This window comes from Yersinia hibernica (assembly GCF_004124235.1).
Taxonomy (GTDB): domain Bacteria; phylum Pseudomonadota; class Gammaproteobacteria; order Enterobacterales; family Enterobacteriaceae; genus Yersinia; species Yersinia hibernica.
The window spans coordinates 1,828,679-1,854,103 of the sequence record NZ_CP032487.1 but is presented as its reverse complement, the minus strand read 5'-3'; the positions used below and the strand labels follow the sequence as shown (position 1 = coordinate 1,854,103).

Below are 25,425 nucleotides of genomic sequence, written 5' to 3'. Positions count from 1 at the left end.
TGTGGATGAATAGTTTGCTACGCTAAGGATAGCTCTGGTTCCCATAACCTCAAGTTAATCTGAGCCATTATTGCCCATTACGGATTAATCCGGCGACCGGACAGACGATCCAGACAACGTTGGGTGTTAGGTTCCCAGTAGGCATTGATATTCTCGCTGCGATCACAATTATCTTTGGCATCTTCAGCGCGGTCATCTTTATCAAAATTCTTTTCGACCCGATTATTCACTTTATTGCGCAGGCGCTGGGTATCATCCCATTGCTGTTGGCTTTGGCGTGATTGCTCTTTTGCCATCGGATCATTGTTGCCACCCACCGAAACACAGGTGCTGCCCTGCGTACAGTTGGCCGATTGCGCCAACGCAGGTGCCTGCCATGCCAGCGGTAAAGCCAGTACGGCAATGGGCAGAACAGCGCGTATTAGGCGGGGCAGGCTGGTTATTTTCATCGTCTTAAATCCTTTATGAGTCGGTGATACAAAATCATTATGTCATTATCAGTCAGTAAAATTATATCACTGCTGATAGCTGATAGACTAGTTAGCGACAGGTTTGTTGAGACTCTGTAGAGTAACCTGATGTTAATCCCACTGACAATTGGCGCTAAGCCATTGTCTAGCCTACAAGAGATGTTGCCGTGTTAAAGGTATCGTTACTGTTTTTTGTCACGGCACTGGCCGAGATTATTGGCTGCTTTTTGCCTTATTTATGGCTACGCAAAGGCGGTTCAATGTGGTTATTACTGCCCGCCGCCGCTAGTTTAGCCCTGTTTGTCTGGCTATTAACCTTGCATCCGGCCGCCAGCGGCCGTGTTTATGCGGCCTATGGTGGCGTGTATGTCGCGACGGCATTAATTTGGCTACGCGTGGTTGATGGTGTGAAGCTGTCAGTATTTGATTGGCTGGGTGCTGGCGTGGCGTTAGCCGGGATGTTGATTATTGTCGCAGGATGGCGCGTCAATTAGGGGTGGGGCGGTGTACGCCCCGGGGACTTTCATTACTGCTGCAAACGGTTAATTTCCGCGGTGAATACTCAGGCCAGCAAAAGATTGGCTGACGGGCATCATTTCCAAAGTATTGATATTCACCCGCGCCGGTAAAGTGGCGACCCAATATACCGCTTCAGCCACATCTTCTGGGGTCAATGGGTTAGCGCCATCATAGGTTTTATTGACTTTATCGCCATCGCCTTTAAAGCGCACCGCCGAGAATTCGGTGCCGCCGACCATACCGGGCTCAATATCGGTGACGCGCACTCGGGTGCCATGCAGGTCAGCCCGCAGACCTAAACTGAACTGTTTAACAAAGGCTTTGGTTGCGCCATACACATTCCCCCCGGCATACGGCCAGTTGGCGGCGGTAGAACCAATATTAATGATATGGCCGACATCGCGTGCCACCATGGCTGGGAGTAAAGCGCGCGTCATATTCACCAAACCTTTGGTATTGGTGTCAATCATCGTATCCCAATCGTCAATATTGGCTTTGTGCGCCGGCTCTAACCCCAAAGCTAACCCGGCATTATTCACCAGCACATCAATATTTTTCAGCGCGTTAGGTAGCTCATCAATCGCTTGTTGAATCGCCGCACGATTGCGCACATCTAAGCGCACAATATGCAGTTGCTCGCCCAGTTCCGCTTTCAACGCAACCAGCCGTTCTTGACGACGGCCAGCGGCGATAACTTGGTGGCCCTGGTTGATGAATCTGCGGGCAATAGCCTCACCAAACCCGGAGGTCGCGCCGGTGACGAAAATGATCATATGCATTCCTTGTTTTTCGTTGCCAATAATATCATTGATATGACTAACATACTCTTCAGTACCGCAGCGCGCCATGCGCCATAAGCTATCTTTCACTTCCGCGTGGATGCTCGCTTACGCACTTCATCACCCGCATCAGGGCTGAGTGTTAAGGCATTAACCATCGATAGTAATGCGACCACGCCAATAACCACAAATGCTATCTGGAAATTTTCCAACGGAATAACGCCAGCACGATAAGGATGGAACCATTCGGCAATGCGCAGCGCTAAGGCCCCAATCGCTATCCCAAGCCCCATAGCCAGTTGTTGCACCATATTTGAAAACGTATTCGCGCCACCCATTTTATCACTGGGAATCTCAGAGTAAGCCAAAGTATTGAGCGCGGTGAACTGCATTGAACGCGTTAACCCGCTGATAAAAAGCAGCAATATAATCAGGATATGAGGGGTGTCCGGGGTAATCAGCGCACAGGCGAAAATAGACACGGCATTCAGTAAGCCATTCACCAGCAAGGTTGAACGAAAAGGGCAGCGATATAAGATAGCCGAAGTAAAGGGTTTCATCGCCAAGTTGCCGGCAAAAACCGCTAACACTAATAAGCCTGCATCAAACGCGCTCATGCCAAACCCGAGTTGGAACAGTAATGGCAACAGAAAAGGCACAGCACCAATAGCGATGCGGTATAAACTGCCACTCCAGATGGTGACACTGTAACTTTTTATCCGCAGCGCCCACAGGTCGACCAACGGAGAAATCTGCCGTCTGGCATGATAAACCGCCCAAATCCCCAACAGCAGACTCGCGGCCAGACACAGCACAGGAACCCAGTGTGACAGGGTTTGGTGATTGAATAATTCCAAGCCAAACATCAGGCTGAAACAGGCTGAACCGGTCAGCACAAAACCCAGCAGATCGAAACGGGTGGCTTTCGGGGTCGGTTCCAGCGGAATCAAACGCCACGCCAGCCATAGCCCGACCATCCCCAGCGGGACATTTAAAATAAATATCCAATGCCAAGAAGCATAAGTGGTCAGAAAACCGCCCAGCGGCGGCCCAAGGATCGGGGCGACTAATCCCGGCCAGGTAATCGTCGCGATGGCTTTAATCAGGTCAGCTTTAGAGGTATTGCGCAATACAATCAAGCGGCCGACGGGCACCATCATGGCACCGCCAATACCCTGTAAAATTCGGGCGGCAGTGAATGTCGCAAGATCAGAACTTAATGCACAAAATACTGATGCCAAGGTAAACACCACCATAGCGGCGGTAAAAATATTTCGTGCGCCAAAACGATTGGCAATCCAGCCGCTGGCAGGAATAAATACCGTTAGGGTAAGAATATAAGCAGAAATACCGATATTCATATCAATGGGATGTACGCCAAATGCCGCAGCCATTTGTGGCATCGCAGTGACAATCACGGTGCCATCAAGGTTTTCCATAAAGAAGGCACCGGCGACCAACAGTGGCAGAGCAGCGCTGGGTAAGGCAGTCTGGCTCATATATAAGGGCCAATACCATTGGCGATAAATGCACTGTTTAATATTGCATCATGCCAATTTATTTCGGCGTCAAAAGCCATATGTCCAGCTATACCAATGAGCAACGTGATGATGATAAGAATAAACGCATAACTCACATGCACGAGTATTCTTTTTAAAAATGCACCGAATGGAATGAGTGGCATATTTTTTGATTCATACATGGCTATCGCTCCTCAAAAAGGCTTTACTCTGAGCATTGTATAATATTATTTACGCCAGCGGCGTTGAATTCCGCCGAGTTGGACAAACCGCAGGCGCGTCAGCCTGTGAGCAACCATCAACCATAACCGAAATCCGTTAAAAACCGCTTATCTCTACTTTGGTGCGCATAATGTATATTATGTTAAATTGAATCCAATGCAGTCAAAGCCACAGCGGCGACTTCAATGACCAGCAGCAAAACGACAAATCAAATCCCTGCCCTCATTATTGACCGGTGACGCTAGGTGAAATCCATCGCGCTGACAGCATGATGGCCCGGCAGATTGCACCCAATAACCGAGACAAAAAAGCCCGCACTTATGCGGGCTTCTATTTATGCGGGTTTATGTGAATGTCGCTCCGCGGCATTGACGACGCTCATAAACGCCTTAATACCGGGATCAACATCTGGCGACAACATTCTCATAATAGATTTTGAGTTGCGACCTACGTCGTCAGAAATTGCCGGATAACCACAGGTAGCCTTAATTAATGTTCTCAACATTCCCTTGGCGACTTCTATTTCACCCTCAAGAATACGCTGACGCACTTCGGCCAAAATATCCTGACTGGCTGTCGGGTCATCATGGAGCAAGTCAGCCCACATTTTATGACTGTCTGTTGCTGGCATAATTAACTCCTTCTTTTTAAATAATCGGCGCGGTAACTTTGCGCCTTGTCTAAATCGCTGTCTTGCATATCTTTGAATCCGGCACACAATAAAATAATTATCTCATCACCTTCTTTCATCAAATAAACCCGTAAGCCAGCCCCCCAATTAACTCGATATTCCCCGATACCGGGCCGACCGGATAACCACTTCACTGAGGATAAATTCCCGAGCCTTAAACGCTCTTCAATGGCTAATACTTTACTGATGGCAGTACGATTTTTTGATAACCATTTTTGCAGCGGTATTACGTCATCTGATGTGGTGTAATATTTTATCTTCATAAACTAACGGTAACGAATTCGTTACCATGTGTCAATGTCGCTGTCGGGTAAAAAACCCGTGATGTGCGTATGGTTTTTATGATTATCGATGGTTGAATCAGCATTATGACGGGCTGTTCTGATTAACTTGTTGAATTTAAATAATAATATACCACCGATCGCGCTACGTGAATTCTGGGTTTTTATCAGTACATAGGGTCAGCAGAATTCACGTAGCGATGTTTAAATAGGGGCACTCCCTGCCCTTGAATCCATCCCAATGTTGCCGCTATCGTGGTGAATGTTACGCATCATAGGGCTTCACTTTAGGGCCATTATCGAGTTGTCTAATCGCGGGGGTCAAACTGGTCGCGATGGTGGCTATCACCACGGCAATGGCGGCGGCCGATAAAACCGCGCTGTTGCCATATTGTACAGCAAGTGGGCCGGCGGCCAGTTCTCCGACCGGGATGGCCACAAATGAACCCATCGCATCATAGGCATAAACGCGCGCAAGTTTATCGGCAGGAATGTGAGTTTGCAGCGAATTGGCCCAAACAACGCCGAATTGGCCAAACCCGATGCCGGCGACAAAAAAGCCGCCCATCAGCATGGCTATCGAAGAAACCATACTGAGCAGCACAATGGGCACGGCACACAGCGAAACCAGCATGACACCAATAAACAGATCACGTCTTGGCCGCCAGCGCAGTGCAATAAAAGAGCCGATAATCAATCCCATGCTTTGGGCCGCTACAATGATGCCCCAACCTGCTCGCCCAAATGACGCATCAGCCACTATCGGCCCAAGGATCATCACGACGCCACTGAAAGCAGCATTAATTATGGTGAACTGAGCAACAATAGCCCACACCCATGAGCGAGCAATGAATTCTTGCCAGCCCGCGCGCAAGTCCTGCAAGATGTTGCTGTTGGATGACAGCCCCACGGCGGGATGAGTGCGTATCAAGAAATAGAGCGGTGCCGCAGCCGCAAAACCTAAGGCATCGACGGCCAAGCCCCAGCCAGGCCCAATGGTGCTTATCAACACGCCGCCCAATGAGGCCCCAATCACCGTTCCGCCATAGATAGCGACTTGAATAAAAGCGTTGGCCGCCCTGAGGTTAGACGCCGGGACGGTTTGCGGAACCATAGCCGAGGAGGCGGGTAATGCGATGCCGGCCGCCGCACCATTAAGGGTGCCCAGTAGCGCCAGCCCCATCACCGTGGCGGCTCCGTCCAGCACCAGCCAAGCAACCACCGCTTGGGATAACGCGGCAATCAGCGATGAAGACAATAAAACCAGGCTGCGGGAATAGCGATCGGCAAGTACCCCACCAATCAATAAAAAAGCCACATTGAAAATAGAACGCGCGGCGATCACCACCCCTAAGTCAGTGGCCGAGCCACCGATATCCAGCACGGCAAAAGCCAAGGCAATGGGCGCAATGCCATTGCCTAATACGGTTAGCAGCCGGGCGAAAAATAAGTTTCGAAAGGGTGCGTAGTGAAATACATGGCGGGAATATGGCACTGCGGTCGTCGCATTCACTCACTTTGCCCCAAACTGATTTTGATGTCTGTTCGAGTCTGACGCTGGGTTGCCCTGCACTCACTCTTTTTTGTTTGGTTCATTTTGGCAACTTTTAGTCACTGAGCATGATGGTTAACGTGGTGATCTTACGTTTTTTAAAACGCCATTTCAATATTTTCGCCGCGCCATTTTGCGTCGGATTGGGCTTAACCGGGGCCGCATAAGGATAAAGAGAGCTGGATTGTGACCGACAAAACGTCCCTGCCCGTTATTCTGGCCGATGTTGCCCGCCAAGTGTTGAATGTGATTTATCGCACATGCCGGTTTATCTCTGACTTTCCTGACGCGATCGGCGCTCATTCATCTGGAACAAAATGAAACCCTTGTTTAGTATGTAGGTAACTTGTTTTCGCTATCAGCAAATCCTATATTTATGAAAAAACTCATTAAACGACTGGAGATCATCAAAAGCGGTATCGAGCTTGAAGATGACGACATTATTCGCCATCAACTCCCTTATCTTAAAAGTGAGACTCAGGACGCGGTGCTGGTTTTTATCGTCACGGCGATTGAACAGGGGAAATTTACCCAGGCATTAGAGGCCATTTCCGCCTGGCTCACCAGTCAGCAAGGGGTCACCCAGTGGCAGGATATTGAGTTGTCGGCTTGCAAACTTGAGCTGAAAGCGCTGGAGCAACAATTAAGCGATTTAATTGATAAACGTAATGAGCGCATTCAGTTGCTGGATGATTTTAATGACCTGTACCTGGTGCGCCTTGGCCCATTGATGAAACAAATTCTCAATTTACGCAAGCAGTTAGCCGAAAGCAGCTTGCGTAAAGCCGAGGCGGAAGCCCGCCGCAGAGAGCGCGATTATCGCCACTGTCAGCAGTATATTTCTCAAGCCATCGATAAACTTGCCGCGCTAAAACAGCGCTGGTTGGCGCTGCCGACTATCGCCAGCGAAGCCATTGAAATTCGGCATAAAATTCAGCAACAAAGCGAGTTAATTAGCGCCCTGCTGGCCGAGATAAAAGAGCTGGAAAATAGCTTTTGTACCCGCAATACCGAGTCCACCCGCCAAGCCCGTGAAGAGGCAAAAGAGAAATACGAAAGTTATCAAGAACAACAAACTGATGCGGAGCAACGTCTCACTCATGAAGGCAAACTGTCGGCGGAACAGCGCCAGGAACTGAAACGATTGTGGCGACAAGCCAGCCGGCTGTGCCATCCCGATTTAGTGGCGGATGAGTTTAAAGAGCAAGCGCATCAACTGATGGTTCAGCTCAATCAGGCCCGCCAACGTGGTGATTTCCCGGCGATCCATGCTTTATTGGCCAGTTTGATGCAAGGGCTAGAGCCGCTGATGGCCAGTGATGTTATTGATGACCTTGGCCGGTTGCGCCAGAAAATTGATCAGGTCAAAAAGCACATTGACACCCTCTTGCAGGAGCTGGACGCGCTGGACGCGGAAGAGTCATGGCGGCTCGCCACCTCTTTGCCGGATAAAGACCACTGGTTCACTGAGCAAGAGAATATGTTAGCCAAGACCCTGAATATTCTTGAACGGCAAGTCAAAGCCGCCGCCACGGTGTTGGGGTGACAGAAATATTATCCCTGTTATTCTTTATGATTGAGCATCATCACTATGCGCATTATTAAGTTCGTATTCATTCTCAAATAAGGTCATCCATGATGAAAGACAGTGAATATCAGCCACCGAAAGTATGGACAGAAAACCACGCCAGCGGCGGTGTCTGGTCTAAGATCAACCGCCCGACGGCGGGCGCCCGATATGAGGCTACCCTGCCCGTCGGCAAACACCCATTGCAGCTCTATTCCATGGGGACGCCGAATGGTCAGAAGGTCACTATTTTGCTGGAAGAGTTGTTGGCATTGGGCGAAACAGGGGCAGAATATGATGCCCATCTGATTCGGATCGGTGATGGTGATCAGTTCTCGAGCGGTTTTGTGGCGGTTAATCCGAATTCAAAAATTCCGGCACTGATGGACCATTCAACCACGCCGCCGGTCAGGGTGTTTGAATCTGGTGCCATTTTGCTGTATTTGGCGGATAAATTTGGCCATTTCCTGCCCCGCTCGGTGGCAGGACGAACCGAAGCGCTCAATTGGCTGTTCTGGTTACAGGGCGCGGCCCCGTATTTGGGCGGCGGCTTTGGTCATTTTTATCACTATGCGCCGGTGAAAATCGAATATGCCATCGACCGTTTCGCCATGGAGGCCAAGCGCCAGCTCTCGCTGCTCGATAACCAGCTGGCCACCCATGAATATATTGCCGGTGATGAATATTCCATCGCGGATATGGCTATCTGGCCATGGTACGGCAATTTGGTGCTGGGCTTGCAATATGAGGCGGGTGAATTCTTGGATGTGAAATCCTATACCCACCTGATACGGTGGACCGAAGCCATTGCTAAGCGCCCGGCAGTACAGCGCGGCCGTATCGTCAATAAAACCTGGGGCGAGCCAGCAGAACAGTTAGCTGAGCGCCATGATGCAGCGGATTTTGACCGTCTTATCAAGTAACTAACATCGCCCTCAAGTTTTGTTTTATCGCCTTGAGGGCGATTATTTTGTCAGGATGCCAGCCCGCCACCGCCGGCGTAGGGCGTTTTCCCGGCAATCTTCATAATCTCTGCCCCCAAGGTAACAAAAGGTGCGCGCCGACTGGCATAGATTATCCCGCCCGCTTTGGCCCGTACCGCTTGCACCGTATCGGTAATCGGGTCGATGATTTCCGCCACCGCCTCATCTTTTGCCACCCAGTCGCCCGGTTGACGTAATGGCACTAACAGACCACTGGCCGGGGCATTGACAATTTCCCCGGCGGCAAAAGGCAACATCATTACCTCGCGCGTGGGAATCTGTGCCGGCGGGCCGCTAATGGCCCGACGATATTGCAGATACTGATAAATAGCTTCGGCATCCGCACTGGCCAGTGCGTGATTGACATCCTGCTGCCCGCGTAATTCAACGGTCACGGCCATACAAGCGGGCGTCAACTGCGGATAGTGCGCTGCCAGCCGATGCCAAGGCAAGCCACAGGCCTCATCAAAGGAGCCGCCGCCGCTGTCTTGCGACAGTAGCACGGTGTCGATATGTAAAAAACGCGCGAGAATTTCCACCGCTGATTGCCAGGCCGGGTCGGCATACAAATGCAAAATGGCATTGTCATCGCAATGTAAGTCCAGCACCAAATCCGCATCACACGCCAGCATCAGTAAATGTTGGCGCAAGGCATCAACTTCACTGCGGGCGGGTAAAGCCTGTAATGCCTCGACCATCGCGCGGCGGATTTTTTGGCGCGTCGGCGGGGCTTCACTTAATGTACTCGGCTCCAACCGTTGCTGGGCCGCTTGGGCCAAATCAGGGAAATCGCGATTAAAATTACGCCCACTGACCAAATCAAAGCGGCCTATTCCACTGTGAAGTAGCACTTGCGCCATACCGACCGGGTTAGCGATGGGCACAATAATTATTTCACTCTGAATTTCTCCGCGCCGTTCCGCCTGACTCAGTAATCTTTTAAGATAATGTAATACCAGCATTCCGGGTCGTTCATCGGCATGTAGGCCAGCTTGTAGGTAAATTTTCTCGCCCACACCCGGTTGGCCGAAATGAAAACTGGTTAATTGACGCTGCCCACCTAGGGCATGTTCAGGTAACTTATGGTTATTGATTTTCATTGGACGTCCTATCTGTGGAAAAGAAACCCCGGCTTGACCGAATTGACAAAAAAATCCTGGAAATCCTGAGCCAGGATGGCCGTATCTCTTATCAAAAGCTGTCTGAGCAGGTCAATTTGACCGCCCGCCCCTGTCTGGAGCGGGTTCGGCTGCTGGAGCGCGCCGGTATTATTCGTGGCTACAGCGCCATAATTGCGTTGCCGGAACCCGAGCATGCGTTTGTTATCCAAGCGCAGATTGCTTTGGCTGACCATGGCCATTCTCAAGCCGCCTTTGAGCAAGAGGTACGCAAAACGCCAGAAGTGCTGGATTGCTGGCTGGTCGGGGGTAGCTTTGATTTTCTGCTGCGCATTGGTTGTCGCAATATGGAACATTACCGATTGCTGGCCGACACCTGGTTGACCAGCAAAAAATTCCGGGTGGATAAAATCGTCACCATCACCGAGTTACAGGCGATCAAGCGCGCCTGACGCGGGCTTGACCTACCAGATTCAATCATGGCGGGCAAAGGCCAGCCAGCGCCGTTCTGCACGTGAAAAGGCAAAAATTAAGACGAAAGTACACAGCAAATACAGCGCTGCTGCCATCAAAAACGGGATAAACGGCGAATAGGTGGCCGCATAGAAAGCCCGCGCCACGCCAGTGATATCCAACAGTGTGACGGTGCTGGCCAGGGAGGTGGCATGCAGCAAGAATACCATTTCATTATTCAGTGCCGGAATGCCCCGGCGCAGTGTCGCCGGTAGCACCAAACGACGAATGATTTGCCATTGACTCATACCGAATGCCTCGCCCGCCAGCCACTCTTGGCGCGGGAACGTTATCATCATGCCGGCCAATAACTCCGCGACATACGCACTGGTATTGAGCACTAAAGCCAGGGTGGCGCAGAACGTCGCATCACGGAACAGCAACCAAAACGGTTGCTCGTCCTGCCAGCCCAACTGCACGATATCAAACTGCGAAAGACCATAATAAATCAGCATTAATTGCAGATAGAGCGGCGTGCTGCGAAAGAAATAAGTCACACTGCGGATCAGCCAAGCCAGCGGGCGTGGGCCGAATGCTTGGCCGATGGCCATAAGCAATGCCAGCAATAAACCGGGCACCACCGACAATAAAAATAATTTGGCCGTCATGGCTAAGCCGGTGGTGTCAGAGCCGTCGCTGTATAAGAATGTTGGCACCGCTTCCAGTACGGTTTGCAGATTCATCCGCGCGCCCTCGCCGCAGTAGAGGTTGATAGCGCATAGCGCCGTGCCAACAGACTAAAGCCCCAACTGGACAGCGCGGTGATGACCATATAAATCAGCGCCACCAAGAAGTAGAACAAAAACGGTTTTTGCGTCGCGCGCCCGGCTTGTTCCGCCAACCACACCATATCTTCCAATCCGAGAATGGATATCAGGGCCGAGGCTTTCATCAAGCCGAGCCAGTTATTATTGATGCCAGGAATGGCAAAACTCAGCATCTGCGGCAGCATAATACGGCGGAAGATTTGCCCCGGGCGCATGCCGTAAGCCACCGCCGCTTCTAACTGGCCGCGATCCACGGTTTGAAAAGCGCCGCGGAAGGTTTCGGTGTAATACGCGCCAAAGACGATGCCGATGGCCAGCACCCCGGAAATAAAGGTATTAAAGCGCACCGGCCCAAGCCCCAAGAGGCCGAGAACACCATTAACCAGCATTTCGCCACCAAAAAACAGCAGCAGCATAATCACCAGCTCAGGAATGCCGCGCACCAAGGTGGTGTAGCCCGTCGAGATCCAACGCAACCACGCCGGGCCAAAAAGCTTGATGACCGCATTGATAAGGCCGAGTACCAGTGCCACGGCCAGTGATAGCAGCATCACACACAGCGACAACCCTGCTCCCTGAGCCAATATCGGCAAATAGTCGATGACCATTATTGACCTCCCGAGGCGGACCAATAACCACTGGGCATCGGTGTCAACGCCCGGTGGTCGCAAAAATCACGGCAAGCAATCAATTGCCGTAAATATCGAAACTAAAATACTTTTTCTGGATGGCGTCATAGGTGCCATCGGCACGAATCGCTTTAAGTGCGCCATTGAGGGCATCGCGCAGTGCCGGGTTATCTTTACCCACGGCGATACCGACATCAGAGGAGATAGTCTCGTCCTGAATCACCGGGCCGGCAAACGCAAATTTCTGCCCGCGCGGGGTATCAATGAAGCTGCTGGCGGCCTGAATGTTATCTTGCAGCGAGGCATTAATGCGCCCTGACATCAAATCCAGATACACATTATCTTGGTTGGCATAAGAGACAATTTTCACCCCCTGCCCACCCCAATGTTTTTTCGCGTAAGTTTCATGGATAGAGCCGGTCTGAACCCCCACGGTTTTCCCTTTGAGGCTGGCAACATCAGGTTGTAATGGGCTGCCTTTGCGCGCCACTAACTGTGCAGCACTGCGGTAATAGCGGTCAGTAAAATCAACTTCTTTTTTGCGCTCATCAGTAATGCTCAGTGAGGCAATAATGGCATCAAACTTATGCGCGTTCAGGGCCGCAATCATACTTTCAAATGGCTGTTTGACGAAAACGCATTTGGCATGCAGGTTGGCACATAAGGCATTGGCGATATCAATATCAAAGCCGGTTATCTCGCCGTTGGGTGCGAGCACATCAAAAGGTGGATAGCCGCCATCCACGCCAAAGCTGATAGTCTCTAGCGCCTGAGCCGCCACTGGCGCGGAAAGTATCAAGCCAGTCAGTAATGCCGCTATGGTCTTTTTCATGATGTTGAACCCCGATGTTGGCCAGCCATCGCTGGCCGTGAGAAACAAGAAATCGTTAGAAACGAAGTGAGAGGCAGGTTAAGCCGCCATCCATTTTTTTAAATTCGCTGGTGTCAAGCTGCACAACCGGCATTCCCAGCTGTTCAATCTGCGCTAATGTAGCAGGATAACCTTGCGGGGTAATCAGCGTGTCATTGATCCATAAGGTATTACCGGCATAGGATTCGGCTTGCGGAATCACAATAGTATTAAAGGCCGCAAAGGCCGGATGGTGCTGATAATCTTCTGTCAGCAATAAGGTATTGTGGCCCACATAATTAACAATCGATTTCAGGTGTAACCCGGCACTCACTTCAATCGCCGTCACACTGTAGCCGTAGCGCCCCACCGCCGCAGTAAATTGGCGAATGCCCTCGGCATCAGTGCGCGACGTCAGCCCGATGAAAAATTGTTTATCAACCAATAACACATCACCGCCATCCAGATGCCCATGCTGGTTCATGCGAAAAACCGGGCGGTCAGTCAACAGCGGCGCAATGGTGTCCACTTCCCCCTGGCGGCTCGGCGCACCGGGGTGGGTTATCACCGCCAGTTCTGGCATGATGACCGCGGTATCTTCGACAAAGTGCGCATCGGGGAAGTCCGACGCCGCAGGCAGGATGGTGACTTTCAGGCCCAGACGCAGCAAGGTGTCCACATAGGCCAGAAATTGTTGCCCGGTGGCGGCAATATCCGGTGCGCCCAGTTGGGCAGTGGTTTGGCCGTGACCGCAGGTATCCGCAGGAAGTCTGGCAATGGCTTGAGTAAAGTGCATAAGCGGTTCTCATGATTGGGGGCGAAACTATTAATCTGATTATTAAACAGATACTGTCACCAATCAGGTTGAATAAGCCCACTTCGGCTATACATTTGCGCTGTATATGGTCAGTCAGGCGACCTATTCCGCTGTCACGCATGACTGAACTGTCGGTCGCCAGCAGCTTTAGTTATATACTGAATGCTATGATACAAGCTGTTGATATTGACCTAACCAAGGGCGTCAAATGAAAAAATTAACTCTCGTGCTGCTAGCCTGCTTACTGGTGGCCTGTGCCAATACTGGCCACGTCGGGGTGAGTGGCGGTTCGAGCGGTATATCCAGTATCAGTATTGGCACCGGCGTTCGTCGGTAAACTGGCGGGCCTGGCCCCTTTATCGCGAATTTAACGGCCTTTTAGCGGCGGAATATCAGGCGAAAAGCGCGCTGAAATAGCATCGCGCTCATAGCCTTGGCGCTGGGTTAAAATGGAATACAATTCAGGGCGGCGGCCATAGATCCAACGCCGTCCGGTGCTCAGTGGAATCAAACTGAGATCTAACTCGGCGCAGACCATAGCGTCTGCCGCGACCCAGGTTTCATTGATAATGCGGCCATAGGGATCCAATATCATGGCATTGCCGGTGCGAACTTCATCATCATCGGCTCCAATACCATTGCTGAACAGAATAAATAGGCCATTATCATGCGCCCGAGCCGGTAGCCAACGCATTAACCATTCGCGGCCATTTATCCCGCGGATCGCCGCAGTCATTTCCGCTGGCCTTTCAGCACGTTGCTGCCAAAGATCAAGTGCAATCGGCTTCATACCATAAGGGCTGCGGGAGTGAGTTCCGCCAGTTTGATGCGGCGCTAATAATATATCGGCACCGAGCAAGGTGGTGGCACGAACATTCTCGACCAAATTATTATCCCAGCAGATAAGAATCCCGACTTTTACCCCCCATGGCGTAGCAAACACCGTGTAAGAATCACCGCTGCTAATGGCTGGATGTTCAAAAGCATGCAACTTGCGATGGGTGTGATAACTGCCATCTGGCATGCAGGCCACATAGGCATTATACAGTCGCCCATCATCAGCCAGTTCAATCAGCCCGACACCAATCAACATTTGATGTTTCACGGCTAAAGCCCGCACTAAAGCAATGGATGGGCCACTTTCAATAGGCTCAGCCAGCGCTGTCACTTGTGGCGCAGTCAATTTAGGCACATGCCAATATCCGGTAATACACATCTCCGGGAACACCAATATGTTGATATTTTGCCCGGCGGCCTGCTCAATAAACTTCTCAATAACGAACAGGTTATAGGGCTTGTTGTTGGCCTGATGCTGGAATTGCACGGTTGCTGCACGTATCAATGATGACTCAGTCATACTCTTCTCCCGGATGCCCACTGTTGATTTTTACTATTGCTATTACAGCAGCCGTATTGATAACTTTATAATGAATTATTTTCCTTTATTGATTACCAATGGGAATGAAAATATGAATATTAAGTTGCTGAAAGCCTTTGTGATGCTGGCACACAAAGGCCACTATGGTGCTGCCGCACAGGCCCTTTGTGTGACACAACCCGCCCTGACCAAGCAAATTAACTTATTGGAATCAATGCTTAATATTCACTTATTCAGCCGCGGCCGCCATGGTGCCGTGCTGACCCCCAGTGGGCAACAATTACTGGCCGAGGCGGAGAAAACCGTCAGTCAATCTGACGGTTTTTTGCAACGCGCGGCCCGAGTGTCCCGTGGCGCGGAGGGGTTTATCGCGATAGGATTTGGCTTGTCGACTTTTTATCTGGCCCCCCACTGTATCGCGCAATTTAGGCAACAATTCCCGGCGATTGCCATCACATTAGAAGATATTCCCTCCACCCAACAATATGCATTATTAACCACCGGTGAATTGCAAATAGGCTTTGTTCGCCGGCCCGCAAAAGCGCCATTGGCATATTCCCCTTTATTTGAAGACCGCTTGGTATTAGTGACCCCGTCAGATAATGCATTTTCTGTTGATGAGTGGTTAAAACATTTGCCATTACTGCGTTTATATACTGAACGCGGGAGTGGATTAAATGCGCAAATCGACCTTTTTTTACAGCAAAATCAACTGTATGCCGCGCAGACACAAGAAGTCGAGGATATCCAAACCATATTGGCGCTGGTGATTGCCGGCATCGGCGTGGCGCTATTACCCCAGAGTGTGGTGCATATCGCACCATCTGGCATGCATATTCTTCCACTCAGCGGGCATCACCTCAATTGGCAAGTGGGCATCGCCTGGAATAGTGCCATTGAGGATTTAGTGCGGGATAATTTTATTCAGACGGTGAGCCGTGAATCACTGACAAAATATCGCCCGATACTTTGCCAGTGATGGCGGAGAATATTAACGGAACGGCGGCTCGTTAAAGGTGCGTAATTTACGTGAATGCAGTTGGTCACCTTCCGCACGCAGTAAATCTATCGCCCGAATACCAATCTGTAAATGTTCGGAAATTGCGCCTTCATAGAAATGGTTGGCTTGCCCCGGCAGTTTTATTTCGCCATGCAATGGTTTATCTGAAACACACAGTAATGTGCCGTAAGGCACTCTGAATCGATAACCCTGTGCCGCAATAGTGGCGCTTTCCATATCAACGGCCACCGCGCGACTGAGGCTAAAACGCCGGGCGGAGGCAGAAAAACGCAATTCCCAGTTACGATCGTCGGACGTGACCACGGTTCCGGTACGCAACCGCTGTTTAACTTCCACGCCCGGCATGCCACTCACGGCTTTGGTGGCGTCATATAACGCGCGCTGGACCTCAGCAATGCTCGGGATCGGGATATCCGGCGGCAGCACCGCATCCAACACATGGTCATCGCGTAAATAAGCATGCGCCAATACATAATCGCCAATCGCCTGACTTTCACGCAAACCGCCACAATGCCCTATCATCAACCACGCGTGCGGCCGCAGCACCGCCAGATGGTCACAAATAGTTTTGGCATTGGATGGGCCAACCCCAATATTCACCAGCGTAATACCGTGCCCGCTCTCGGCGATGAGATGGTAAGCCGGCATTTGGTGTTTTTTCCACGCCAGATCCGATGTGGTCTTCTCTGGATCCGCATTGTCCGCGGTTATATAGCTGCCACCGGCGCAAGATAAGGCGGTGTAAGGGCTGGCAGGGTCAAGGATTTGCTCGCAGGCCCAACTGACAAACTCATCAACATAGCGGCTGTAATTGGTAAACAAAATATAGGGCTGAATATGTTCAGCTGGCGTGCCGGTATAGTGTTTAAGCCGGGCCAGTGAAAAATCCGTGCGCAATGCATCAAAATGCGAGAGCGGGAAATCAGCACCGGCAATATCAATGCCGTCAGTGATGTCATCGCCGATTTTGGCCAGATCAGTGGTCGGGAAATGCTGGGCCAGCCCGGCGGTCATCGAGCGGTCAAGAATCAGGTCGGAGCCATCAATAACAAAGGGATACGGCATTTCTTGCTGTGACGGTGTCACTTCGAACACCGCACCATACTCCGTTTCAAGCAAGGTCAGTTGCTCGGTAAGATATTCGCTAAATAATGCGGGCCGGGTAATGGTGGTGCTGTATTGGCCGGTGCGTGCGAAACGCCCGTAAGCACGCGTGCGCTGATGGTCACGAAAACGGCCATCCCAACTGACACTGAGCTGTGGATACGAGAATAAGCCTTTCGCCCGGTCACCCACATCCGGCAACGCACCGTCCCGAATATAAGCACTGATAGCATCACGCAAGGCCGTGAGCGCCGCCTCGTATAATGCTTCCAGTTTTTCTATCGCCGCAACGGCCGAGAGATGGGGGGTCGCTTGTGATTGATTCAAGGTATCTCCTTTCAATACGTGTAAGGCGGTGAATAGCAAATAAACAACGTACCATTTTGGCACTTATTCCCGCGTTTGATTCACTCTTATTAACATTAAAATAGTCACTGTCGCAGATAACACTTTATTTTCTGCTTTGAAAAGGTCTCTTTTGCGTGGCGAAATCATTTTTACGCAGTGGTAGTTTGGACGATATTCTGGCGTTGGGCGAGAACGGGCAACCGGTTTATGCTTGCGCACTGCAGATTAGAGAGGCATTGCGCCTGAAGCAACAGCAACATATCGCGGATTGTCTGGCCATTCCTCAGCTCAATGAGCAAGGAGACCGCATTGACTGGTATACCCCGATTGCGGGGAAAGTGACCTCATGGCTGGCGGCCAGCACCACAGAGCGAAAATCCGCCATAAAGCAACTGTCTGCCTGCCTGTCCAGTGCCAATGAATTATGTCAGCGCGCGCAAGAATCAGATAACGCCGCCCAGCGGTTATTAGGGGTGTTGCTGGCTAAAGCCATGCAGTTTCCCGACCAGAATCATGTCTACCTCGTGGCTGGCAAGCCGGTACTGACCTTCTGGGGCTTTGTCAGTCAGGATCAAAAAACGCGCAGTGACCCACTTGATTGTTTACGACAAACCGCTGAAGCTATTGAGCCGACTTTCACCCCCCTGAGTGCGCCAGCGCTAGCCCCCGTCACCGCCGCGGTGGAACCGGCACCACAAGCCGACATTGCCCCTGCAATACCCGTCACGACGGTGATAACCTCAGCCGCGCCACTCAGCACAGAAAAGCCCAGAGCCCGATGGTGGCGATTAAGCTGGATATTGCCGGCGCTGGCCTTGATCATCGCCTTAATCGTGCAGTTCAGTGGGGGCATGCCAGAAACCGCGCTGGCGGCTCCCGAGCCGAAACCGGCGGCTGAGAATAAGGCCGAGCCTGCCCCAGCGGGGCCAGAAACCGCGCCAGTGCTGAGCCGCCCGGCCCGCAAAATTATACCGCCCACCATTGCGCCGCAACTGCCATTGGATAACGCCACCGTCACACCACCCACCCCGGCCGTCGCCGAACCGGTTGTCGAGCTCAGCGCAACACAGCTGAAAAGTGCGCTAATACTGCCGCCCGATGCGGTAAAAGTGGGGTCAACCACATTCCTTAATGGCCATTGGCGCGTCAGCCCGGATATTAAAGCCGCCCAAACCGGGAGAGCCCCGAGCCTGAAATATCAGATTAAACAGGGTAAAGGCACGGTCAAAATTACCCATGGTGACAATGTTACCTGCCAGGCCAATATTACCGCCGGGCTAATGAAATCGGGCAATTTGGTGATTAACAGCCGCTATCGAGCACAGTGCAGTGATGGTTCAAAATATCAAATGCCAGAGATCGTCTGTAAGCAAGGCGTTAGCGGTATTGCTGATTGCAAAGGCCGCTACGATGCCAATACAACACTTCCCATGACGATGAAGCGTGAGAGTAAATAATATTATGCTGGCAACGATCACTGATTATAAACAGAGCATCACCCTGATTCAGAATAGTGGCATTCAGTTTCTGGACTTTGCATTAACACCGCAATTAGATGCCGAGCTGGCGAATAAATTTGTGCGCAAAAGTGCCAATGGCCCGCTATTGCGCCTCAATTACCAGCAACATAATGGTAAATATTCGCTCTTGGTGCCCGGAGCGGCCCCAGAGATTGTTAAACCGGAATTTAGTTTTCCCTTGGCGCAATCCCTGAAGCTGCTGAATAAGATTTGGCTGCCCTTGCCTTTTCTGCGTTTTAATCCACCGCGCTCCTTCGTCAATGGGCCAGATAATTGGGCCAGAGTGCAAATTTTAGTGTTGGATAACCCAGACCAAGATGGCAATACTTTGCGAGTCACGTTGGCCTTTGACACTCAAGTTTATGCTGAGGGTCATGCCAACGAATATTTGGCCCCGAATGAAAATGACATCAAAAGCGGATTAAGTTTCGCCTTGGCCTACCACAATGAAGAATTAGCTGAGTTTCTTGATTTGACTTGGGTGGATGGTTGGCTGCGGGAAGTCTTTATTCAGCAAGCTGGCGAGCAGGAAGAGCGCACCGCGCGCCATATTAGTGCTTCACTGCGCGAATTTGAATATCAAGCCCACTATCTTAATGTGCTGGAATTACTGGGCAGCCAAGTGGGTGTACCTGAAATCAAAATCAAGACCAGTACATTGCAAGAGCCAGCAGTGAATGTTGACCTTATTCTGGATGTCGGGAACTCACATACCTGCGGTATTTTGGTGGAAGACAGCAGCGATGAAAGTCATGGTCTTAAACAAACCTATGAATTGCAAATTCGCGATTTGAGCGAGCCTCACTATCTCTATAACGAATTATTTGATAGCCGGGTTGAGTTCGCCGCCGCGAAATTCGGCAAGCAGAACTTTTCCGTTGAAAGCGGCCGTGATGATGCCTTTATCTGGCCATCAATTATCCGCGTTGGCCGTGAAGCCAGCCGCATGGCGTTACACCGCTTGGGGAGCGAGGGGGCGACCGGTATCTCCAGCCCACGTCGTTATCTGTGGGATGAAGAAATGTATCCCCCTGGTTGGCGCTTTAATGGCAGCGCAAACCCAGCGACACCGGAGCCGCTCGCCACGGCATCGCCGCTGACAAATCTGGTCAATGATGAAGGCCAGCCGCTGTATAGCCTGCCGGTGGATGAGCGATTGCCGGTATTTTCGCCGCATTATAGCCGCAGTTCATTAATGACATTTATGCTCTCTGAGCTGTTAGCCCAGGCGCTGATGCAGATTAACAGTGCGGCCCAGCGCTTGAAAATGACCCATGCCAACGCCCCACGGCAATTACGGGCCATTATTCTGACTTTGCCGTCCGCAATGCCAAAACCCGAGCGCGATATTTTCCGCCAGCGGATGAATGAAGCTATTGCTCTGGTCTGGAAATCAATGGGTTGGCATCCGACTGATGATAACTTTGTCTCTGAAGCCGACCGCGCTAAAAGCCAGGTGCCCGTCCCTAGCGTCCAAATGGAGTGGGACGAGGCCACCTGTGGTCAGATGGTTTATCTGTATAACGAAACGCAAGTTAACTTTGGTGGCCGAACTGCCGCTTTTTTTGCCAGTATGGCGCGGCCGGACAAACAACTCGATGCCGGAGAAACTGCCGGGAAAACCTTGCGTATTGCTTCAATTGATATTGGCGGCGGCACAACAGATTTGGCTATCACGCAATATTGGCTGGATGATGGCATGGGGAATAATGTCAAAATCAGCCCTCGCCTGCTATTTCGCGAAGGGTTTAAAGTCGCAGGCGATGATATATTGCTCGATGTTATCCAGCTTTATATTTTACCCGCGTTGCAGGCCTGGCTTAAAAAAGCGGCGGTGGCCAATACTGATATTCTGATGGATAAATTGTTCGGCAATGATGGCCGAATGGATGGTCAATCAGCACTGCGCCAGCAAACCACGCTACAGATATTTATGCCCATAGGACACGCCATTCTTGCCGCCTATGAACGTTTTGACCCACTGGATATTAGCGCAGAAATAGACGCCAGTTTCGCTGAGTTATTATCCCAGCGCCCCACGGCAAAAGTATTGGAATATATCAACAGTGAAATCCAACGCGAATTGCCCGCCGAGGCGGGTGAATTTGATATTTTGCACGTGCCATTGGTGTTGAAATTAAGTCAATTACACGGCGAGTTTTTATCTCACCGCATGAGTATTACGCAAAACCTGCGCTCGCTGTCCGAAGTGGTGTCACTTTATCACTGTGATGTGCTGTTATTAACCGGCCGCCCTTCGCGCTTCCCGGGGATTCAAGCATTATTCCGCCATCTGCAACCGCTGCCCAATAACCGTATTATCTCTTTGGATGGATACCATACCAGCGATTGGTATCCTTTTAATCAACAAGGGCGAATTGATAATCCTAAATCGACGGCCGCAGTAGGGGCGATGCTGTGTTTATTGTCACTGGATTTACGCCTAGCCGGTTTTTACTTTAAAGCCGGTGATTTTCAGCCCTATTCGACCATACGCTATCTCGGGATGTTAGACAGCCGCGAGACCCTGACTGATGACCATGTTTATTACCGTGATATTGATCTGGACGGCGCTGATTTCACCCTGCCAGCCGATACGCGTTTTCAGGTAAGAGGAACATTATGCTTAGGATTCCGCCAGCTTGATAATGACCGCTGGCCAGCATCTCCCCTTTATACTTTGTCGATTGTGGATCAAGAACTGGCACGAAAAGTCGCCGGTGACAGTGCGTTGCATGTCAGATTGAAACTGGCCAGTACGGTTAAGCTGGCTAATGATAAAACCGTCATGGATAAACACAGTCGCCCGGCACGTTTTGAGATAGCGGATGCCGTGCTGCAAGATGGCAGCCGTGTGCCATTGCATCATTTGCGTCTCAAACTAAACACATTAGCCAGCAATGGTTCAGCATCAACCCATTATTGGATTGATAGTGGGAGTGTATTTAAAAAATGACATCATTAACTCACCGCCAGCTTAATGACCAGCTGCAACAAGTGACTCAAGGTATTGATCAAGCGATTGATTGGATTAACCATACCCGCCAGCATGCCGTCCGTCTGGATACCGAAGCCGACCCATTGCTGGTCAAGCTGCGCCGTCATCGTCACCAAGCGCGCTATTTGTCTGAGATGGCGTTAGCCCCGATGGGTATCGGTTTTATCGGGCAATCCTCAGGCGGAAAACAGCATCTGATTGCGGCCTTGATTGCTGATGAATATGGGCAATTGACCACCACGCTGGCGGGAAAAACCCTCAATTTCTGGCAGCAGATCAAACCTGGCTATCAATCCTGTGGGTTGGTGGTCCGTTTTAGTCATCAAACGGCGATAAATCACGCCAGCCATCCGGTACAGCTGGCGCTGCTCAATGAAGTGGATATGGCTAAAATCGTGGCGGGTGCCTATCTACAGGATAATCCGCCAGACATCCGTCAGCATTCACTGGATGAGCAGCATATTGCCGAGCATCTACAACAATTGGTGATGCGCAAGCAGCCGCTGGCCATGGCCGGAGTCACCAGTGATGATGTCATCAGTCTTTGGGATTATTTAGTGCGCCATGACGCCGTGCGCCAAAAGTATTTGGCGGCGCATTTCTGGCCTATCGCGGTGGAATTGGCCCCTTATTTAACCATTGATGACCGTGCTATTTTATTCTCACTTTTGTGGGCAGAGTCGGCGCCACTGACGGATGCTTATCGCCATTTTGCCTATACTTTGCAGCACTTAACTGGCGCATCGCGATTGCTGGCCCCGCTTAGCTTGTTAGTTGATGATATGTTGCTGCCGGCTAATGGCATCATGAATGTTACCGCACTTAACTATCTCAACACCGCGGCGGATAGCCAGATACAAGTGCTGCCGCTGAAAGACAGCCAGGTCGGCGCCCCCGTGACAGTGTCACTGGCGGAGTTAACTCTCCTGTCGGTTGAGTTACAGATCCCCCTGCCCAAATCTGCGGCAGAAAATGCCTTTGCAGCCACTGATTTATTGGACTTTCCCAATTTTAGCGACGTGTTCACAAGCCCGACGCCCCTTGAGCCTGCGCCATATGCATTGGCCTCGTCATTATCACTGGCCAAGAATGCCTATTTACTTGAGCGCTATACCGAGCAGCAACAAATAAACTTGTTGTTGGTGTGCAATGCCGCCAGCAGCCGTGCCGATGTCAAAACCGTGGGCAAAGCCCTCCATTATTGGGTTAAACAGTCTCAGGGCGAAAATACCCCGGTGCGCTCACGGCGCAATCCGGGGCTTATCTGGGCGTTGACACCTTTTGACCAGCGGATAACTTCAGCTGGCGCGAAAAACCATGACGAAGCGGTACAGCGCTATGTCGGCCACCCCGGTGATAGCTGGGGCAGCTTGCTGGCACTAGATGCGCGGGGTATTGAGCGCATGGTGACTTATCTGAGCCAAGAAATTCGCCGTGATATTAAGGCGGAACGGATAGCTGAACAACTGAGTGAGCTACAACGTGATCTGACTGACAATGTGCTGGCGGGCTGGGCTCAGCCTGGCAGTCATGAATTACAGCAAAAACAGCGCATCGCCGAAACGCTACTCAAAGCATTACAAACCCGCACCGGCCTGCATGGCGAGCTGTTAGAGCGCTTATTACCGTCGCGTGATGAGTTGCGCGCCCTCTATTTGCAGCAGCCAAATCGGGCGGTGGAGATAACCGCTGCCACGGCGATAAATAATAATGAGTCATTCAGTATTGGGGTTGATATCGACTTATTTAGCGACCAACCTTTATCTCCAGCGCGGCCAGGCGCGCAGGCAATCGCCACCGGCGGCGATTATGAGGCGCAGTATGCCGCCAATGTGCAACGTTACTGGGTTAATCACCTGCGGCAGCTACCGGATAACAGCCCACTCATTGCGCTATTGGGCATCACCAAACCCACTCTTGAGTTACTGGTGGCTGAGTTAATCACCGCCAGCATCAGATTGGATATCACCGGGCAATTGGTCACAATATTGGCCGATAATGAGCAAGTGGGTTTGCATCGTGATATTAAAGCTGAGCGCCAAGTGTCGCGCGCCCTGACCGTATTGGGAGATTTCACTGCCTGGTTGGGATTCTTGCAAATCACTGAAGCCCAGCGGCCAGACAGCCGAATTAATCGCGGCTATAAAATTTTTGCTCAACCGCCCACATCAACCTCTCCTTTGGGGGCATCTCAGCGCCTGACTAAACTGGCCCTCACACCGACGAATAATACCGCATTTTATATTTATGACTGGCTAGTGGGTTTAGGGCAAATGATTATTCACAATGAGGGCTATTCGGCCAGCACTGAAATCACTGAACAGCAACGGCAACATTTAGCCGCGATACTCGCTTTGGTCAAGCCCACTGATACTCATTAAGCTCACCGCCACTGTGTATTCCTGAATACACAGTGGATGCATTGCAGGTATGCCAGACAGCGGCTTTTTATACAGGCGGAGCCTGATCGGTATAAAGACAATTAACAGATAATGGCGCTGACACATGACCATCCCTCCCAAGGGATATAATCAGTATGCCGCAATGAAGAGTGCGCGCTGACGGGTTACTCACCGCAGGCTAACCAGCAATTATACCCTCAGTATGATAATTGATCACTATTGTTAAAAGTCTAACTCTAGCGTTCAGAGCAGTACACATGGGGCATTGTTCGAGTCGAAATATAATAACTTCCGTTACGACTTTTAGTGAAGAAAGCCGCCATAGGATGACCATCGACGAAATAAAATTTAGATAGCATCAGATCTGCAAATAAAGACTCACTCACATTATTCGTTTCAGTCACCCAGTTTTTTTTCGATGTTAATAACAAATCATCATTAACCTCGGTGACATCAAAAAAAGTTCTACGACTTACCGTGCCTACTTTTTCATGGTTTTTATAAACAACACCATCAATATAGACAATTCCATTTTTATTATTCATGGAAAACTCGACCATAAGTTTTGTTGTGAGCCCCAATTCTTCTCTATGAATGGTAAGATTCGCATTACAATTAATAATATCAATTTTATCATGTCTAAATTTTAGCAGTAAAAATGAAAGCAAAAAAACAAATACGATAGACAGCATTATTTTTAATATCAGATGAATTTTATTCGAAAGAGCAACATCGTTTATCAAAGTAAAACCTTATTGTTTGAAGTTAACTTATTCTCACTTCCATTTAAAAATAGTGATTCTTATTCTTTTTAATCCACCGGTAAAAATCTTGATTATTCATAACATTTATCTTCCTCATAACATTTCGTTTGTGAGTGCTAATGGTTTTCTCACTTAGATTCAACAATATAGCCGCTGTCTTCGTGGTAATCCCATTATAAAAAAATTTGCAAATTTTTATTTGAGTTGGCGTTAATTGAATAGTTTCATGACTATTATTGGGGGCACTATACTGGTGACCATGCTTTTTCATTTTGGCGATTACAGATTCAACTTTACGGATTAATTGATGACTACTGTCACTCCTAAAAAGTACAACTTCTGAAACCAGTTCTTTTACCATATGTTTTTTTTCCCTAATTTTGAGAATCACACTGACATCCTCAAAAAAGGATATAGTGATAAAGTCATCATCAGTTTCATTGCCCAGGTTGGTAGCCTTAACCAATAAACAAGCCTTAAGGTGGTTTTTAAATATATGATACAACCCATGCGAAAAAAATTTATCGTGGTCAGATATAGTTATCATGCAGCGCATAAAAATAGACTCTAAAAAATTAGGACGACAATTAAAACACAAGCTAAATAACAATA

General features: G+C 50.2%; 25 protein-coding genes. 9 read left to right on the top strand and 16 right to left on the bottom strand.

Annotation, left to right across the window (positions count from 1 at the left end; genetic code table 11):
• Positions 1-77 precede the first annotated feature (77 nt).
• On the bottom strand, positions 78-449 hold the full coding sequence (locus D5F51_RS08730) for a DUF1283 family protein (protein ID WP_129196203.1): 372 nt from the start codon (positions 447-449) through the stop codon (positions 78-80).
• Positions 450-637: 188 nt separating this feature from the next.
• On the opposite strand from D5F51_RS08730, the gene D5F51_RS08725 reads away from it, so the two are divergent.
• Positions 638-964, top strand: coding sequence for a YnfA family protein (locus D5F51_RS08725; RefSeq protein WP_087769532.1), 327 nt, complete (start codon positions 638-640; stop codon positions 962-964).
• Positions 965-1,012: 48 nt separating this feature from the next.
• On the opposite strand, the gene ydfG is transcribed toward D5F51_RS08725, so the two are convergent.
• From ydfG to D5F51_RS08695, 6 genes are all read right to left on the bottom strand, one after another.
• On the bottom strand, positions 1,013-1,762 hold the full coding sequence (gene ydfG / locus D5F51_RS08720) for a bifunctional NADP-dependent 3-hydroxy acid dehydrogenase/3-hydroxypropionate dehydrogenase YdfG (protein WP_162301833.1): 750 nt from the start codon (positions 1,760-1,762) through the stop codon (positions 1,013-1,015).
• 92 nt (positions 1,763-1,854) lie between these two features.
• On the bottom strand, positions 1,855-3,267 hold the full coding sequence (locus D5F51_RS08715) for an MFS transporter (RefSeq protein WP_129196201.1): 1,413 nt from the start codon (positions 3,265-3,267) through the stop codon (positions 1,855-1,857).
• A complete protein-coding gene (locus D5F51_RS08710; RefSeq protein ID WP_245994918.1) occupies positions 3,264-3,470 on the bottom strand; it encodes a hypothetical protein in 207 nt (68 codons plus the stop codon). The genes D5F51_RS08715 and D5F51_RS08710 overlap by 4 nt, the downstream gene beginning before the upstream one ends.
• 374 nt (positions 3,471-3,844) lie before the next feature.
• On the bottom strand, positions 3,845-4,141 hold the full coding sequence (locus D5F51_RS08705) for a hypothetical protein (RefSeq protein WP_129196199.1): 297 nt from the start codon (positions 4,139-4,141) through the stop codon (positions 3,845-3,847).
• A 2-nt stretch (positions 4,142-4,143) separates the two neighbouring features.
• The gene (locus D5F51_RS08700) at positions 4,144-4,464 is read right to left on the bottom strand and encodes a type II toxin-antitoxin system RelE/ParE family toxin (protein WP_129196197.1); all 321 of its coding nucleotides are present in this window, start codon (positions 4,462-4,464) and stop codon (positions 4,144-4,146) included.
• Positions 4,465-4,747: 283 nt separating this feature from the next.
• Positions 4,748-5,995 (bottom strand): MFS transporter, encoded by a 1,248-nt coding sequence (locus tag D5F51_RS08695; RefSeq protein ID WP_129196195.1) that lies wholly within the window; start codon positions 5,993-5,995, stop codon positions 4,748-4,750.
• A gap of 415 nt (positions 5,996-6,410) precedes the next feature.
• On the opposite strand from D5F51_RS08695, the gene D5F51_RS08690 reads away from it, so the two are divergent.
• Entirely contained in the window at positions 6,411-7,580 is a 1,170-nt protein-coding gene (locus D5F51_RS08690) for a coiled-coil domain-containing protein (RefSeq protein WP_129196193.1), read from the top strand.
• Positions 7,581-7,672: 92 nt separating this feature from the next.
• Complete coding sequence (yghU, locus tag D5F51_RS08685) at positions 7,673-8,524, top strand: glutathione-dependent disulfide-bond oxidoreductase (RefSeq protein ID WP_129199278.1); 852 nt, start codon at positions 7,673-7,675, stop codon at positions 8,522-8,524.
• A 50-nt stretch (positions 8,525-8,574) separates the two neighbouring features.
• On the opposite strand, the gene D5F51_RS08680 is transcribed toward yghU, so the two are convergent.
• Positions 8,575-9,684, bottom strand: coding sequence for a succinylglutamate desuccinylase/aspartoacylase family protein (locus D5F51_RS08680; RefSeq protein WP_129196191.1), 1,110 nt, complete (start codon positions 9,682-9,684; stop codon positions 8,575-8,577).
• A 14-nt stretch (positions 9,685-9,698) separates the two neighbouring features.
• Between D5F51_RS08680 and D5F51_RS08675 the strand changes: the two genes are divergently transcribed.
• Positions 9,699-10,154 carry an Lrp/AsnC family transcriptional regulator gene (locus tag D5F51_RS08675; RefSeq protein ID WP_129196189.1) on the top strand — a complete coding sequence of 152 codons (456 nt, stop codon included), beginning with the start codon at positions 9,699-9,701 and terminating at the stop codon, positions 10,152-10,154.
• A 21-nt stretch (positions 10,155-10,175) separates the two neighbouring features.
• Here D5F51_RS08675 and D5F51_RS08670 read toward each other — a convergent pair whose 3' ends face one another.
• From D5F51_RS08670 to D5F51_RS08655, 4 genes are all read right to left on the bottom strand, one after another.
• Positions 10,176-10,898, bottom strand: coding sequence for an ABC transporter permease (locus D5F51_RS08670; protein ID WP_025378268.1), 723 nt, complete (start codon positions 10,896-10,898; stop codon positions 10,176-10,178).
• Positions 10,895-11,590 carry an ABC transporter permease gene (locus D5F51_RS08665; RefSeq protein WP_025378269.1) on the bottom strand — a complete coding sequence of 232 codons (696 nt, stop codon included), beginning with the start codon at positions 11,588-11,590 and terminating at the stop codon, positions 10,895-10,897. The genes D5F51_RS08670 and D5F51_RS08665 overlap by 4 nt, the downstream gene beginning before the upstream one ends.
• A 79-nt stretch (positions 11,591-11,669) precedes the next feature.
• A complete protein-coding gene (locus tag D5F51_RS08660; protein WP_087769630.1) occupies positions 11,670-12,443 on the bottom strand; it encodes an ABC transporter substrate-binding protein in 774 nt (257 codons plus the stop codon).
• Between the two features lie 55 nt (positions 12,444-12,498).
• Complete coding sequence (locus D5F51_RS08655) at positions 12,499-13,257, bottom strand: dimethylarginine dimethylaminohydrolase family protein (RefSeq protein ID WP_129196187.1); 759 nt, start codon at positions 13,255-13,257, stop codon at positions 12,499-12,501.
• 229 nt (positions 13,258-13,486) lie between these two features.
• Between D5F51_RS08655 and D5F51_RS22870 the strand changes: the two genes are divergently transcribed.
• Entirely contained in the window at positions 13,487-13,615 is a 129-nt protein-coding gene (locus D5F51_RS22870) for a hypothetical protein (protein ID WP_261372980.1), read from the top strand.
• 30 nt (positions 13,616-13,645) lie between these two features.
• Here D5F51_RS22870 and D5F51_RS08650 read toward each other — a convergent pair whose 3' ends face one another.
• A complete protein-coding gene (locus tag D5F51_RS08650; protein WP_129196184.1) occupies positions 13,646-14,635 on the bottom strand; it encodes a nitrilase family protein in 990 nt (329 codons plus the stop codon).
• Positions 14,636-14,747: 112 nt separating this feature from the next.
• Between D5F51_RS08650 and D5F51_RS08645 the strand changes: the two genes are divergently transcribed.
• The gene (locus tag D5F51_RS08645; protein ID WP_129196182.1) at positions 14,748-15,635 is read left to right on the top strand and encodes a LysR family transcriptional regulator; all 888 of its coding nucleotides are present in this window, start codon (positions 14,748-14,750) and stop codon (positions 15,633-15,635) included.
• 12 nt (positions 15,636-15,647) lie between these two features.
• On the opposite strand, the gene D5F51_RS08640 is transcribed toward D5F51_RS08645, so the two are convergent.
• Positions 15,648-17,108 carry an AMP nucleosidase gene (locus D5F51_RS08640; RefSeq protein WP_129196181.1) on the bottom strand — a complete coding sequence of 487 codons (1,461 nt, stop codon included), beginning with the start codon at positions 17,106-17,108 and terminating at the stop codon, positions 15,648-15,650.
• Positions 17,109-17,263: 155 nt separating this feature from the next.
• Here D5F51_RS08640 and D5F51_RS08635 point away from each other — a divergent pair, with 155 nt between their 5' ends.
• From D5F51_RS08635 to D5F51_RS08625, 3 genes are read left to right on the top strand one after another with little or no spacing between them, the layout of a single operon-like run.
• Positions 17,264-18,586, top strand: coding sequence for an SrfA family protein (locus D5F51_RS08635; RefSeq protein WP_162301715.1), 1,323 nt, complete (start codon positions 17,264-17,266; stop codon positions 18,584-18,586).
• Between the two features lie 4 nt (positions 18,587-18,590).
• A complete protein-coding gene (locus tag D5F51_RS08630) occupies positions 18,591-21,605 on the top strand; it encodes a virulence factor SrfB (RefSeq protein ID WP_129196179.1) in 3,015 nt (1,004 codons plus the stop codon).
• Entirely contained in the window at positions 21,602-24,028 is a 2,427-nt protein-coding gene (locus D5F51_RS08625) for a putative virulence factor (RefSeq protein ID WP_129196177.1), read from the top strand. The genes D5F51_RS08630 and D5F51_RS08625 overlap by 4 nt, the downstream gene beginning before the upstream one ends.
• A gap of 257 nt (positions 24,029-24,285) precedes the next feature.
• On the opposite strand, the gene D5F51_RS08620 is transcribed toward D5F51_RS08625, so the two are convergent.
• Together D5F51_RS08620 and D5F51_RS08615 are read right to left on the bottom strand one after the other, a co-directional pair.
• Complete coding sequence (locus D5F51_RS08620; RefSeq protein WP_129196175.1) at positions 24,286-24,594, bottom strand: hypothetical protein; 309 nt, start codon at positions 24,592-24,594, stop codon at positions 24,286-24,288.
• 241 nt (positions 24,595-24,835) lie between these two features.
• Complete coding sequence (locus tag D5F51_RS08615) at positions 24,836-25,279, bottom strand: helix-turn-helix transcriptional regulator (protein ID WP_162301714.1); 444 nt, start codon at positions 25,277-25,279, stop codon at positions 24,836-24,838.
• Between the last annotated feature and the right edge of the window lie 146 nt (positions 25,280-25,425).

Coding starts and splice junctions, on each gene's coding strand:
- D5F51_RS08730 (WP_129196203.1), bottom strand. CDS start 449: ATGAAAATAACCAGCCTGCCCCGCCTAATACGCGCTGTTCTGCCCATT.
- ydfG (WP_162301833.1), bottom strand. CDS start 1,762: ATGATCATTTTCGTCACCGGCGCGACCTCCGGGTTTGGTGAGGCTATT.
- D5F51_RS08715 (WP_129196201.1), bottom strand. CDS start 3,267: ATGAGCCAGACTGCCTTACCCAGCGCTGCTCTGCCACTGTTGGTCGCC.
- D5F51_RS08710 (WP_245994918.1), bottom strand. CDS start 3,470: ATGTATGAATCAAAAAATATGCCACTCATTCCATTCGGTGCATTTTTA.
- D5F51_RS08705 (WP_129196199.1), bottom strand. CDS start 4,141: ATGCCAGCAACAGACAGTCATAAAATGTGGGCTGACTTGCTCCATGAT.
- D5F51_RS08700 (WP_129196197.1), bottom strand. CDS start 4,464: ATGAAGATAAAATATTACACCACATCAGATGACGTAATACCGCTGCAA.
- D5F51_RS08690 (WP_129196193.1), top strand. CDS start 6,411: ATGAAAAAACTCATTAAACGACTGGAGATCATCAAAAGCGGTATCGAG.
- yghU (WP_129199278.1), top strand. CDS start 7,673: ATGAAAGACAGTGAATATCAGCCACCGAAAGTATGGACAGAAAACCAC.
- D5F51_RS08680 (WP_129196191.1), bottom strand. CDS start 9,684: ATGAAAATCAATAACCATAAGTTACCTGAACATGCCCTAGGTGGGCAG.
- D5F51_RS08670 (WP_025378268.1), bottom strand. CDS start 10,898: ATGAATCTGCAAACCGTACTGGAAGCGGTGCCAACATTCTTATACAGC.
- D5F51_RS08665 (WP_025378269.1), bottom strand. CDS start 11,590: ATGGTCATCGACTATTTGCCGATATTGGCTCAGGGAGCAGGGTTGTCG.
- D5F51_RS08660 (WP_087769630.1), bottom strand. CDS start 12,443: ATGAAAAAGACCATAGCGGCATTACTGACTGGCTTGATACTTTCCGCG.
- D5F51_RS08655 (WP_129196187.1), bottom strand. CDS start 13,257: ATGCACTTTACTCAAGCCATTGCCAGACTTCCTGCGGATACCTGCGGT.
- D5F51_RS22870 (WP_261372980.1), top strand. CDS start 13,487: ATGAAAAAATTAACTCTCGTGCTGCTAGCCTGCTTACTGGTGGCCTGT.
- D5F51_RS08650 (WP_129196184.1), bottom strand. CDS start 14,635: ATGACTGAGTCATCATTGATACGTGCAGCAACCGTGCAATTCCAGCAT.
- D5F51_RS08645 (WP_129196182.1), top strand. CDS start 14,748: ATGAATATTAAGTTGCTGAAAGCCTTTGTGATGCTGGCACACAAAGGC.
- D5F51_RS08630 (WP_129196179.1), top strand. CDS start 18,591: ATGCTGGCAACGATCACTGATTATAAACAGAGCATCACCCTGATTCAG.
- D5F51_RS08625 (WP_129196177.1), top strand. CDS start 21,602: ATGACATCATTAACTCACCGCCAGCTTAATGACCAGCTGCAACAAGTG.
- D5F51_RS08620 (WP_129196175.1), bottom strand. CDS start 24,594: ATGAATAATAAAAATGGAATTGTCTATATTGATGGTGTTGTTTATAAA.